We start from the raw sequence: 12,499 nt of genomic DNA, 5'->3' as shown, positions 1-12,499 counted from the left end.
GCGGACAAGCAGAACCCCTCCCCCTTGATGGGGGAGGGGCAGGGGTGGGGGTGACTGCGTTGGTGGGGGACGGAACGCTGCGCTCATTCGGCCAGCGCCGTATCACCCCCATCCCCGACCCTTCCCCCATCAAGGGGGAAGGGAGAAATCCCTACAGATACTTCATCCACGGCTGCCGGCTGGCGCGCTTCACCGGTCCGAACCAGCGGCAGGCCCACCAGCACGGGATCGCCACGACCCCCGCCGTCAGCCAGATCGCCCAGACGCCCGGCAGGCTCCAGACCTCGCCCTGGTTCGGCCCCAGGGTCGCGACCGCCGCAAGCTGCAGCAGGTGCAGGCCGTAGAGGTGGATCAGGTAGAAGAACAGCGGCGCGCTCCCCAGCACCGCCAGGGGGCTGAGCAGCCGGGCCGGGACCTTCTCCAGCCCCGCCAGCAGCAGCGCCCCGACCCCCAGGGTCAGCAGCAGGAAGTCGGCCGAGGGCGGATACTTGGTGAAGTTCAGCCAGCTCATCGCCGTGCGCACCGCGTCGGGGCCGTGAACCCACGGCGTCTCGCCATAGCCGTTCAGATTGCGCAGCAGCAGAAGCAAGGTGAGGGCGCCGACACCCGTCAGCAGCAGGCGGTTGCGGCGGTCGCGCCAGGTCGCTGCGAACCACGGGCCGATCGCATAGCCCAAGGCCGCCACGCCGATCCACGGCAGCAGCGGGTACGAGGTCCGCGCCCGTGCGCCCCACGGCAGGTCGATGAAGCCGCGATCGTGCAGGATGGCCCACAGCGCGTGGCCGGGCTGGCCCGGCGCGATGCTGATCGGGTCGAGCAGGTTGTGGCCCAGCACGATGACCAGGCCGGCGACGGCGATCGCCGCGCGCGGTAGATGCACCAGCGCCGCCAGGGCGATCATCGACAGGCCGATCGCCCAGATCACCTGCAGGTAATAGGTCTTCGGCGTCAGGTCGAAGGTCCAGGCGAAGCTGACGAAGGTCAGTTCCAGGAACACCAGGAACAGGCCGCGCTTGAACAGGAAGCCGCTGGCCGCCCTGGCGATGGCGCGCGGATTCTCGCCGCCCTGTTTGCGACCGTAGAGCCAGGCGGCCAGGCCCGTCAGGGCCACGAACACCGGCGCGCACAGGTGGGCGGAAAGCCGCGTGAAGAACAGCGAGGGCTGCGTCGCGTCCACGTCCATCGGGTCGGAAACCTGGGCGTGGATGAAGAAGAACTCCCGCACGTGGTCGACCATCATCAGCAGCATGACCAGCCCTCGCAGGGCGTCGATGGCGACGATCCGATTGGAGGAAAGGGCGGGGGAAGGGGCGGTTGACAGCATCGTGTCTGCGGCATAGCTGATATGTAATAACATTACAAATGGAGTTGCATCTTGCCCCTGTCGTGGAGTTGCGTCAGCGCGTGCCTGCTGGCCCTATCGGCTGCCGAGCCCTCGCCGTCGACCGAGGCCGTCGAGGCCGAACCCCACGCCGTGGGCGAGATCGTCATCCTGGGCCGGCGCGGCGCGGCCCGTGACGCCACCCTGGGCGCGGGCGAGATCACCCAGGCCACCTCGCCCTCCAGCCGCTCGGTCGAGCGCGACCTGCTCGACGCGGTCGGCGCGGGCCGGCTGGCCGACGCCCTGGAGCTGACCAGCGGCGTCAGCCAGCAGAACAATCGCGGCGGCTTCCTCGACAACTTCGCCATCCGCGGCTTCCTCGGCACGCCCGACGGCGGGGCCGAATATTATGTCGACGGCTTCCTGGCCAACCGGGGCCTCGCGCCGCCCCGCGATCCGGCGACGGCCGAGCGGATCGAGATCCTCAAAGGCCCGGCCGGCGCCCTGTTCGGCGACATCGACCCGGCCGGCCGCGTCAACATCGTCTCCAAGACCCCGCAGTTCACGATGGGCGGCAGCGTGGCGGCCACCGTCGGCTCCTACGGTCTGCGCCGGGCCGAGCTCGACCTGACTGGCCCGCTCTCAGACACGATCGCCGCCCGTCTGGTCGTCGCCGACGAGCACAGCGACGGCTGGCGCGACCATGTCGACCTGCACCGCCGCGCCATCGCTCCCTCCCTGACCTGGCGGCCCACCGAGGCGCTGCGCCTGACCTATGTGGGCGAGTTCACCGTCTTCGACGCGCCCTTCGATCGCGGCGTGCCGGCCGTGAACGGCGACGCCCTGGCCATCCCGCGCTCGCGTTTCTTCGGCGAGCCGGGCGACGGGACGACCCGCTTCCGCAACGAGCGTCATCAGGTCACCGGCGAATATGAACTCTCGCCCGACTGGCGGCTGACGGCGGGCGCGGCCTACCGCACCGGCGACATGAAGGGCTTCTCCAGCGACCAGTCGCGGCTGGTCGGCCGCGAGCTGTGGCGCCAGCGCCGCCAGCGCGACTACAGCGTCGAGGACCTGTCGGGCCGCGTCGAACTCGACGGCCGCGTGGGCGCCCATCACCTGAACATCGGCGTGAAGGGCTACACCCTCGACTACCACGAGGGCCTGCTGCGCCGGAATCCCAGCGCCGCCGCGCCCTACGCGATCTCGATCGACGCGCCGGTCTATGGCGGGACGGCCCTGTCGCTGCTGCCGTTCACCGACAACCGCGAGACCCGGCGCGTGGCGACCCTCTACGCCCAGGACCTGTGGCAGGTCTCCGACCGCCTGGGGATCTTCGCCGGCGCGCGGGTCGATCGCTATCGCCAGACCATCCGCAACAACCGCACCGGCGCGGTCGGCCGGGGCGAGGGCTCGCCGGTCGACTACCGCTTCGGCGCCCGCTACCGCCTGACCGACGCCCTGACCGCCCACGCCAGCTACGGTCGCTCGTTCCTGCTCAACTCCGGCACGGGCCGCACCGGCGAGGGCTTCGCGCCCGAGAAGGGCAAGGGCTGGGAGCTGGGCCTCGCCGGCGCCTGGCCTGGCGTCGATGTGGCGGTCTCGGTGTTCGACATCGAAAAGCGCAACATCCTGGCCAACGACCCCATCGACGCCAGCTTCCTGGCTCCGGTCGGCAAGCTGACCAGCCGGGGCGTCGAGCTGGACGGCTCTTTCGAGGTCACCTCGGCCTGGCGCGTGGTCGTCAACTACAGCTGGACCGACGCGGTCGCCGACGATGTGGCCTTCGCCACCGACGCGGTGCTGAACGTGCCCGAGCATTCGGGCGGCGCCTTCGCCGTCGGCCGGTTCGACAAGTGGTCGCTGACGGTCGGCGCATCCTACGTCGGCGACCGGGCCGGGGCGCTGGACGGCTCTGGCCTGATCCTGCCGTCCTACTGGAAGGCCAAGGTGGCGGTGGAGTACGCCATCACCCCCAGGCTCGACGCCCGCCTGGAGGTCGACAACCTGCTGGACGAGCACTACGCCCAGAGCTCCTACAGCCCCGTCTGGATCTTCCCCGGCGCGCCACGGACGTTACGGGCGACGATGAGGGCGCGGCTGTAAATCCGCGCTCCCCAAAAGCTCGTCATCCCGGAAAGCGCGTAGCGCTTATCCGGGACCCAGGGGGACTGGGCGCGGCGCAAAGGTTCGCGCTTCTGGAGGTTGCCGACGCTCTGCGGCGGCCCCTGGGTCCCGGCTCTGCGCGCTTCGCGCTCCGGCCGGGATGACGACGATGGGGAGCGACGGCGCTACCCCGCCAGCCGATACTCACTCTCCAGCCCCGGCGCGCCGTCGCACACGACTCGCCCCTCGCGCACCAACTGGATCAGGTGCGCCAGCATCGACAGGGCCGCCGCCGGATGCAGCCTCGGATCCACGGCGGCGTAGAGCACCGGCACCATCTCCCGGATCCGCGCCGGGCCGTTCGCCAGTACGCCGAGCACCTGCGCTTCCCGCGCCCGGCGGTGGTCGACATAGGCCTGCAGGAACGGCGCGACCTCGCGCACCGGCGAGCCGTGGGTCGGCCACAGGGTCTGGAAGCCCCGCGCCTGGATCTTGGCCAGGCTGGCGAAATAGTCGCCCATGTCGCCGTCGGGCGGGGTGATCACCGTGGTCGACCAGCCCATGACGTGGTCGCCGCTGAAGAGGGCGTTCTCTTCCTTCAGCGAAAAGCAGACGTGGTTGGAGGTGTGGCCGGGCGTGGTGATCGCCTCCAGCGTCCAGCCGGGGCCTTCGAAGGCGTCGCCGTCGGCGATCTCGATGTCGGGTCGGAAGTGGCCGTCGTCCTCGGCGTCGAGCTTCACGCCCGTCTCTTCGGCCACCAGCACGGCCGGCGCCGGCCGGCCCCAGATCCGCGCGCCCGTCCGCGCCGCCAGGGGGCCGGCGAGGGGAGAGTGGTCGGCGTGGTGGTGGGTCACCAGGATATGGCTCACCGTCTCGCCCTCGATCGCCGCCAGCAGGGCGTCCAGGTGCGCGGGTAGGTCCGGACCCGGGTCGATCACCGCCACGGTTCCCCGGCCGACGATGTAGGTCCCCGTGCCGGTGTAGGTGAACGGCCCCGGATTGTCGGCGATCACCCGCCGGATCAACGGCGAGACCTGGTCGCAGCGGCCGTACTCGAACTCGATCTCTCGGACGAAGGGGATCATCGCGACCCATCCTGAGCGGCGCCGGTTTTGCGCTTAACGAACCGTAAACCCTGTGGAGTACGGATCATGGCGGCCGACGCGGCGATTTTTGTCTCAAAACGGCTCCAGCGCGCGTGCTTCGCCGTGCTGTGTCTCATTGCGGCGCAGTTCGTGCTGGCCTCGTGCGAGCCAGAACCCAGCCCCATGGCCGCCCGCGTCACCACGCTGGGCGGCTACTGAGGCCCTGACTAGTGCGGCAGCACGCCGGAGAGGTCGTAGCCGGCCTCATAGCCCTGCCGCACCAAGGTTTCCCGATCGGCCGCGCCCGACAGGGCCTGGCCGATCGACCAGGTGACGATCGAGCGGGTGCCCGAGCGGCAGAAGGCCAGGACCGGCCCGCCGGCCGCCTCGACGGCCTCGCGCACCGCGTCCACCTGCTCCTGGGTCGGCCCGCCGCGCACCGGCACGTGCACATAGGCCAGACCCGCGGCCTTGGCCGCTTCCTCGATCTCCGCGCCCGTCGGCTGGCTGGGATCCTCGCCGTCCGGACGGTTGTTGACGATCAGGGCGAAGCCCTCGGCCTTGGCCCGGGCCACGTCCTCGACGGTGATCTGGGGGCTGACCGACAGGCTGTCGGTGACGCGGCGGAAGTCGGTCATGGGCGCTTGAAGCCTCTGGAAGGAACGTCTCGAACCCTTCAGATGCGCGGCGCGCGCGCCTTGGGCAAGTCCTTCTCGTAGCCTGGTTGGCCTGTTCTCTAGTCGATCCGTCGCGCCCGGATGGCCGTCTGGCCGTCGACGTTCAGGAAGAAGCTGCCCATCGAGGCCCGGCGGATCGAGATCTTCGAGCCGGCCTTGGGCGCGCGGCGCACCGGATCGCGGCCGACCTGGTCCCACTTGGCGCCGTCCTCGAGCACGATCGTCCAGCCGCCGGCCCCGTTCTGCCAGGCCTGCTTGGCCACGCCCTCAATGCGGTCGAGGCTGGTCGGCGCCTGGTCGCCCTTGCCGCCGAACAGGTCGAGCTTGGGCAGGTTGAAGCCGAAGGCCTCGCGCTTGACGCTCTCCACCTTCTGCCGGTCCAGCACCACGATCTCGCCGGAGGCGTCGGCGGCCGCGAGCTCGGCCGCCGCCTTGTCGTAGCAGGCCAGGCGCGCGGCGGCTTCGGGGATCGCCCGGCAGGCCGTCACCGCGCCCAAAGCTCCAGGTTGAGCGGGCGCGGGCGCGGCGAGCGCGGCGGGCGCCGAGGCGAGGATGAGAAGCGCGAGCGGCAAGCGGATGAGTCGCATGAGGAAGATCCGACGTGGGTTGGGAGCCGCGGGCCGGCGCGGCCGAGCGTGGCGCGGAAGACACGCGGTGGAAATGTGTCCGAAAGGTGGCCGATCCGGCTTCCGCCGAGGAAACATCGCCCCGCGTTTTCGTGTGTCACGACAACATATTTCGATATTACCGGTATTTCAAAGCGGAGAGATTTACCGCCCAAACGTCTCGTTGGGGCCATGTCTCGCAAGCTTGAGCACGCCATACGGCGCGAAAGCGCGGCGATCTGCCGCTAAGGCGACAATGGTGTGTTCAATTTGCGACAGAAAGGATGCTTCACGTTACATAACGGTAATCGGAATTGACCGCTCCGAGCGGGCGCTCCTAACGTCCCCTCCAACCGGGCTGAGGGCAGCCTGGGATTGCAAGACATGGGCGACGGACCGGCGATATCGCCAGGCCCAGCCCGTTCTCGGAGGGATTCCATTGAAGATTCAGATGACGCGTAAGCGCCTGCTGACGACGACCATCATCAGCGGCCTCGCGATCGCCGCCGCCAGCGCCGGTGTGGCGTCAGCGCAAACCGCGCCCGAAAGCGACTCGACCGAAATCGAAGCCGTCGTCGTCACCGGTTCGCGCATCGCCCGCCAGGACTACGTGGCCAACAGCCCGATCTCGACCGTGACGTCGGAAGCCATCCAGGCCGCCGGTTCGACCACCACCGAAGACGTGCTGAACCGCCTGCCGCAGGTGATGCCGGGCCTGACCGCCGCTTCGAACAACCCGTCGGACGGCACGGCCACCGTCGACCTGCGTGGCGTGGGGGCGTCGCGTACCCTGGTGCTGGTCAACGGTCACCGCATGAACCCGTCGACGCGTTCGAACACCGTCGACCTCAACAACATCCCGACGGCGCTGATCGACAAGGTCGAAATCGTCACCGGCGGCGCCTCGGCCGTGTACGGTTCGGACGCTCTGTCGGGCGTCGTGAACTTCCAGCTGAAGAAGGACTTCGAAGGCGTCGAAGTCGGCAGCCAGTACGGCATCAGCGAAATCGGCGACGGCAAGACCACCAACACCTACTTCCTGATCGGCGCCAACACGCCGGACGGCAAGGGTAACGTCACCGCCTACGCCAACTACTACAGCCGCGACAAGATCCTGCCGAACGCCGACCGTCCGTGGGCCCTGGTGTCCAACGCCGGCGGTTCGGGCACGGGCGTGACCGGCGCGGCCAACGCGATCGGCACCAACCCCTTCGGCGGCTCGACCACCAGCACGCTGAACCGTCGCTACGCCTTCAACACCGACGGCACCCCGCGTCCGTTCGTGAACACCCTGGCTGGCGACCGCTACAACTTCTCGCCGGTCAACAACCTGCTCTCGCCGGGCGAGCGCTTCAACATCACCGCCCTGGGCAACTACGAGATCACCGAATGGCTGACCGCCTCGGCTGAACTCTTCTACGCCGACAGCCGCAACTCGGCCCAGCTGGCGCCGACCCCGGCCACCGGCATCCAGGTGCCGTACAACAACGCCTTCGTGAACCCGGCCTTCTCGACGATCCTCGCGACCCGTCCGAACCCGACCGCGCCGATCTTCGTCGATCGCCGTATGGCCGAAGTCGGTCCGCGCGTCGAAACCCGCGACTCGGATCTCTACCAGATCAACCTCGGCCTGAAGGCCGACCTGGGTTCGGGCTGGACCGGTGAAGCCTTCTACAGCTTCGGCCGCACCGAGTTCCGCGTTGGCGTGCAGAACGACGTCTCGCGTTCGAAGGTCGCCGCGGCGATCGCTTCGGGCGCCGGCGCCAGCACCACCAGCTGCTCGACCGCCTCGCTGGCCCTGTTCCCGACCTGCGCCCCGCTGAACCTGTTCGGCGCCGGCAACATCTCGTCGGCCGCGGCCAACTTCATCCGCCTGAACTTCTCCGACCTGACCGTGTTCGAACGCAACGTCGGTTCGGTCTACGCCACCGGCCCGCTGTTCAAGCTGCCGGCCGGCGACTTCTCGGTCGCCGTCGGCGCCGAATGGCGTGAAGACACCCTGTCGTTCACCCCGGACGCCGCCAAGAACTCGGGCGACATCTTCGGCTTCAACGCCGAAAAGGCCGTCGGCGGCGGCTCGAGCGTCGGCGAACTCTACGTCGAAGCCGTGGTTCCGCTGGTCGCCGACGTGACCGGCGCCAACTACCTGGGCCTGGAACTGGGCGGCCGTTACTCCGACTACTCGTCGGTCGGCAGCGTCTACAGCTACAAGGTCGGCGTCGAGTACAAGCCGATCCACGACGTCAAGCTGCGGGCCATGTTCCAGAAGGCCAGCCGCGCCCCGTCGGTGTTCGAACTGTACCAGTCGGGCGACCAAGGCTTCCCGGCCGTGCTCGACCCCTGCACCACCGTGAACCCGGGCACGGGCGCCGCGCGCACCCTGACCGCTTCGGTCCGCGCCTTCTGTACCGCTCAGCTGGGCTATGATCCGGTCGCCGGCAACTTCGTCGCCCAGAACACCCAGACGGAGTCGTTCTTCTACGGCAACCCGAGCCTGGCCGAAGAAAAGTCGGAAACCATCACCGCTGGCGTGGTGTGGCAGCCGAGCTTCGTTTCGGGCCTGAGCCTGACCGTCGACTACTACGACATCAAGATCGACGACTACATCGGCACGATCCGTGGCGGTGTCTCGGGCATCGTGGCGGCCTGCTTCGCCTCGGCCAGCCTGACCTCGTCGGCCTGCTTCGACTCGGGCATCAACCTGCCGCTGATCTACCGCGACGCGGCTGGCAACCTGAAGGCCCGCGCGCCGCTCGGCAACGTGTCGGCTCTGCAGACCAAGGGCGTCGACGTGGCCGTCTCGTACGGCTGGAACGTGCCGTGGGCCGGCGGCGTCTGGGGCGACAAGCTCCAGTTCGACCTGACCACCACCTACCTCGACAGCTACGAACTGGACGGCATCGACTACAAGGGCACCATCGGCGCCTACAACATCTCGGCCTCGCTGCCGGAATGGAAGGCCAGCCTGCGCGTTGGTTACGATATCGGCCCGGTCCGCCTGGCCTACACCGGCACCTACATCGGTGAGATGGACAACCAGGGCAACATCCCCGAGTTCGAGGATGGCGGCTACACGACGGTCGACGCCTACTGGTACCACGACGTCAGCGCCCGCTGGAACGTCAACGACAACGTCGAGATCTTCGGCGGCGTCCGCAACCTCGGCGACAAGAAGCCGCCGGTGTTCGACAACGCTCCGGACGGCAACACCGACCCGAACACCTACGACATCCTGGGTCGTTCGTACTTCGTGGGCGCCAAGCTGCGCTTCTAAGCAGCCCGGCGTTCACCCCGGCGGTCCTCGGACCGCCGGGACCGACGACATCAACGGCGGGTCCCCCGGGACCCGCCGTTTTTGTTTGTCCGCCCCCGTGCAACGGGGGAGGGGGCGACAGGGCCTAGCGCCCCTCTCCCCTTGCGGGAGAGGATGGCCTGCGTAGCAGGTCGGGTGAGGGGTCTCTCAGAACTGAAAGCCGCCCCAAAGCCCTTCCCGTCGGCGGATGGGTGAAGGGTTGGGATGGGGGTGACGCTGCGGTTCCGCCTGCACGGTCTTTTCAAGCCAGACCGCCGCAACCACCCCCAACCCCGGCCCTTCCCCCATCAAGGGGGAAGGGAGAAGTAGGGCTGACGGGGATAGATGCAGCTCTATCCCCGGCGAACTCGCAAAAGAATCCAGCCAGATCAGTGACTTACAACTTTATCACGCCAACTTATCAGACGCGCCAAAACCACCCCCATAATCATCCCCATCCCAGCCATGGGGAGGGCTCTTGGTACCGGCCCGAGTTAGCGGCTGCGGATCGCATCGAGCGGGGCCGCTTGGAGCGTCATGGGAAGGGCGGGTTTGCAGGATCGCTCAGAAGGCGTGATTGGGCCGCCAGCCGTTCGGTGACGAGACTTGCGGGTCGACAGGGTCGGGATCGTTTCAAACCGGCCTAACAGGATCAGCCGAGGCGCCGCCGGATCACCGCGGGGCTATTGGTCCTGCCCGTCCGAGGGACAACCGGGTCCAGGGTTGAAAAAGCACCCGCGCCCCCGGTCCTTCGAGCCTACGGTGCGGCGGAGCGGTCAGACGAAGCCGAAACGCTAAACAACATCACGGTCTCCGGGCTCCGCCCGGCCGCTCCGCGCCTCCCCACCAACTTTCGTGGATCGCCACGGGAGGCCGAGAAGCCGTGCCCAAAACCCCCTCAGTCGCTCCGCGACAGCTCCCCCAGAGGGGGAGCATCTGGAGCGATAGATCCTCCCCCTCTGGGGGAGGTGGCCCGGAGGGCCGGAGGGGGCCGCCGTCAGGCGGCCGCTTCAAAGAAAAAGGCCGCCCCTTTCGGAGCGGCCTTCGTCAGTTCAGAAAAACCCGGAAGGGATCAATGCACCGGCGTATCGGCCAGCACGCTGGCGCCCTCGGCTCGCAGGCGGGTCTTGGCCATCTCGTCCAGGATCGCCTGGGAGCGCGGGTCGCCCAGGATCCAGGCCGCGGCGGCCACCGTTCGCATCGAGGCCGAGCTGACGCCCAGGGCGCGTTCCAGGGCGTCGAACGGCGACTTGGGACCGCCCACCTTCTTGAGGCGCACCTCGCCCTTCAGGCCGGCCAGGCTCTTGGCCTTCTCGACGGCGTCGTAGAAGCCGCCCAGCTCGTCCACCAGGCCCAGTTCCTTGGCTTGGGCGCCGGTCCAGACGCGGCCCTTGGCGATCTCGCGCACGCGCTCCTGGGGCAGCTTGCGGCCCTCGGCGACGCGGGCGATGAAGCCGTCGTAGATATGGTCCATCCAGGCCGAGAAGCGGGCCTTCTGGTCGGCCGTGAAGCCCTCGCTGGTGCCGAAGGCGCCGGCGTAGTCGCCGCCCACCGTCACCTGGCGGGTGTCGACGCCGAAGCGCGACAGGGCCTCGCCCAGGGCGAACTTGCCGCCGAACACCCCGATCGAGCCCGTCAGGGTCGAGGGCTGGGCGACGATCGACGAGGCCTGGCTGCTGATCCAGTAGCCGCCCGAGGCCGCGTAGGTGCCCATGCTGACCACCACGGGCTTTCCGGCCGCCTTGGCGGCCCTGACGGCCGCCAGGATCTGCTCCGAAGCCGTGTCCGAGCCGCCGGGCGAGGAGACGCGGAAGACGATCGCCTTGACGTCCTTGTCGTCGATGGCGTCGTAGATCGCCTTGGAGGCCTCGTCCGAATAGATCGTGCTGTCGCCGCCGAACGGCGAGGACTGGGCGGTCGAGCCGGTGACGATCGGGCCCTCGGCGCCGATCACGGCGATGGCCGGGCCGGTCTTGGTCGCGTCCTTCTTGGAGCGCGAGGCGTAGTCGTCGAACTCGATCAGCTTGCCGCCCTTGCCGGCGCGGGTCAGCATCGCGTCCTGGGCTTCCTTGACCTGGCCGACCTTGTCGATCAGGCCCAACCCTTGCGCCTGCTGGGCGCTGTAGGGGCCGGCCTGGATCGCCTTGATCAGGCGCGCCGGGTCCAGCTTGCGGTCCTGGGCGGCGGCGGTGAGGGCGCTGGAATAGACCGAGCCCATCCACGACAGGGTGGCTTCCCGGTGCGCCGGCGTGAAGTCGTCGTGCAGGTAGGGATTGACCGCGTTCTTGTATTCATAGCGCTGCTGGAAGTCGGCCTTGACGCCGTATTTGTCGAACAGGCGCTTGTAGAACATCGTCTCGCTGGACAGGCCCACGGCCTGCAGCGAGCTGTCGGGCTGCATCCAGAACTCGCTGGCCGCCGCGCCCAGGCGATAGGTCGAGGTCGACATGCCCGAGGGATAGAGGCCCTGGCTGTGGGCGAAGATCGGCTTCTTGCCGACGCTGCGGAAGTGCTTGAAGGCCTGGGCCAGTTCGTCGGCCGAGGCCGGGGCGATGCCGCCCTCGGGCAGGCGCACCAGCACGCCCTTGACCTTGTCGTCGGTCTCGGCACGGCGCAGCACTTCGATGACGTTCATCACCGACCGGCCGCCGCCGCCGCCGAAGGCCGCGAACGGGTTCTGCGAGTCCTGGTCGGACAGGCCGCCGCGCAGGTCCAGCTGCACCACCGACTGGGACGGGACGGGAGCGGGGCGGGCGGCGCCGGCCGCCAGGACGATCAGGATAAAGGGGACGCCGACGAGAAAGAGCACCAGTCCGACGAAGACGCCGGCCACGGTCATGAGAAATTGCTTCATCGGGTTCCCGTCGAGAAATCCAGGGGCGAAATCCAGAGCGCGACGGCGACCATCGCGCGCGAGCACAAGCTAACGACTGTCGCGACGCGGTCAAATGAACAGCGCGCAACCTGCGTCGTCTTGCGACGACTTCATTCAAATGGGGGGATTTTCTCGGGAGAGAAGATGGTCGGAGTGGCAGGATTTGAACCTGCGACCCCTGCGTCCCGAACGCAGTGCTCTACCAGACTGAGCCACACTCCGACTTTCCCTGCCGGGCTGGCCGCGTGGCCGCGCTCGACTTGGGAGGCGGCTTATAGGAGGCGGTGCGGAGAGTCGCAAGCGCGAAAATGGACCCAAAAAAAGAATTTGGAGGGCGTTGCCACCGTCCGAATCCTGAGCTATCTCCACCGCCTCGCCGCGGCCCCCTGGGTCGGCAGCCGTTCCTGCTGGGGAATGGTGTAATGGTAACACTGCGGTTTTTGGTACCGTCATTCTAGGTTCGAGTCCTAGTTCCCCAGCCAATTCTCCCTCTTTCTTCCCTATCTTGGTAGAAAACGCCTCCTGGCGAAGCGCCAAG

Annotated in this window: 8 protein-coding genes and 2 tRNA genes; 4 read left to right on the top strand and 6 right to left on the bottom strand. The window is 68.2% G+C overall.

What is annotated here, in order from left to right:
* Positions 1–151: 151 nt before the first annotated feature.
* Positions 152–1,324, bottom strand: a complete 1,173-nt coding sequence (locus AC1RRS_RS10260) for an acetyltransferase domain-containing protein (RefSeq protein ID WP_492855071.1) — start codon at positions 1,322–1,324, stop codon at positions 152–154.
* Positions 1,325–1,375: 51 nt separating this feature from the next.
* On the opposite strand from AC1RRS_RS10260, the gene AC1RRS_RS10255 reads away from it, so the two are divergent.
* On the top strand, positions 1,376–3,427 hold the full coding sequence (locus AC1RRS_RS10255; RefSeq protein WP_492855070.1) for a TonB-dependent siderophore receptor: 2,052 nt from the start codon (positions 1,376–1,378) through the stop codon (positions 3,425–3,427).
* Between the two features lie 185 nt (positions 3,428–3,612).
* On the opposite strand, the gene AC1RRS_RS10250 is transcribed toward AC1RRS_RS10255, so the two are convergent.
* The gene (locus tag AC1RRS_RS10250; protein WP_492855069.1) at positions 3,613–4,512 is read right to left on the bottom strand and encodes an MBL fold metallo-hydrolase; all 900 of its coding nucleotides are present in this window, start codon (positions 4,510–4,512) and stop codon (positions 3,613–3,615) included.
* A 66-nt stretch (positions 4,513–4,578) separates the two neighbouring features.
* Between AC1RRS_RS10250 and AC1RRS_RS10245 the strand changes: the two genes are divergently transcribed.
* The gene (locus AC1RRS_RS10245) at positions 4,579–4,731 is read left to right on the top strand and encodes a hypothetical protein (RefSeq protein WP_110121857.1); all 153 of its coding nucleotides are present in this window, start codon (positions 4,579–4,581) and stop codon (positions 4,729–4,731) included.
* Between the two features lie 8 nt (positions 4,732–4,739).
* On the opposite strand, the gene AC1RRS_RS10240 is transcribed toward AC1RRS_RS10245, so the two are convergent.
* Both AC1RRS_RS10240 and AC1RRS_RS10235 read right to left on the bottom strand, forming a co-directional pair.
* Positions 4,740–5,150: a TIGR01244 family sulfur transferase gene (locus tag AC1RRS_RS10240; protein WP_492855068.1), complete on the bottom strand. Its 411-nt coding sequence runs from the start codon at positions 5,148–5,150 to the stop codon at positions 4,740–4,742.
* 98 nt (positions 5,151–5,248) lie between these two features.
* The gene (locus AC1RRS_RS10235; RefSeq protein WP_492855067.1) at positions 5,249–5,776 is read right to left on the bottom strand and encodes a hypothetical protein; all 528 of its coding nucleotides are present in this window, start codon (positions 5,774–5,776) and stop codon (positions 5,249–5,251) included.
* A gap of 469 nt (positions 5,777–6,245) precedes the next feature.
* Between AC1RRS_RS10235 and AC1RRS_RS10230 the strand changes: the two genes are divergently transcribed.
* On the top strand, positions 6,246–9,068 hold the full coding sequence (locus tag AC1RRS_RS10230) for a TonB-dependent receptor plug domain-containing protein (RefSeq protein WP_492855066.1): 2,823 nt from the start codon (positions 6,246–6,248) through the stop codon (positions 9,066–9,068).
* Positions 9,069–10,158: 1,090 nt separating this feature from the next.
* Here AC1RRS_RS10230 and sppA read toward each other — a convergent pair.
* Both sppA and AC1RRS_RS10220 read right to left on the bottom strand, forming a co-directional pair.
* Positions 10,159–11,940, bottom strand: coding sequence for a signal peptide peptidase SppA (sppA, locus tag AC1RRS_RS10225; RefSeq protein WP_492855064.1), 1,782 nt, complete (start codon positions 11,938–11,940; stop codon positions 10,159–10,161).
* A 166-nt stretch (positions 11,941–12,106) separates the two neighbouring features.
* Positions 12,107–12,183, bottom strand: a tRNA-Pro gene (locus AC1RRS_RS10220).
* A gap of 186 nt (positions 12,184–12,369) precedes the next feature.
* Here AC1RRS_RS10220 and AC1RRS_RS10215 point away from each other — a divergent pair.
* Positions 12,370–12,443: transfer RNA gene (locus AC1RRS_RS10215), tRNA-Gln, on the top strand.
* Positions 12,444–12,499: the final 56 nt, after the last annotated feature.

The sequence above is a fragment of the Caulobacter sp. GW821-FHT12A07 genome (genome assembly GCF_058807655.1).
Note: the sequence above shows the minus strand (reverse complement) of the source record. Positions and strands in the feature narration are given on the sequence as shown.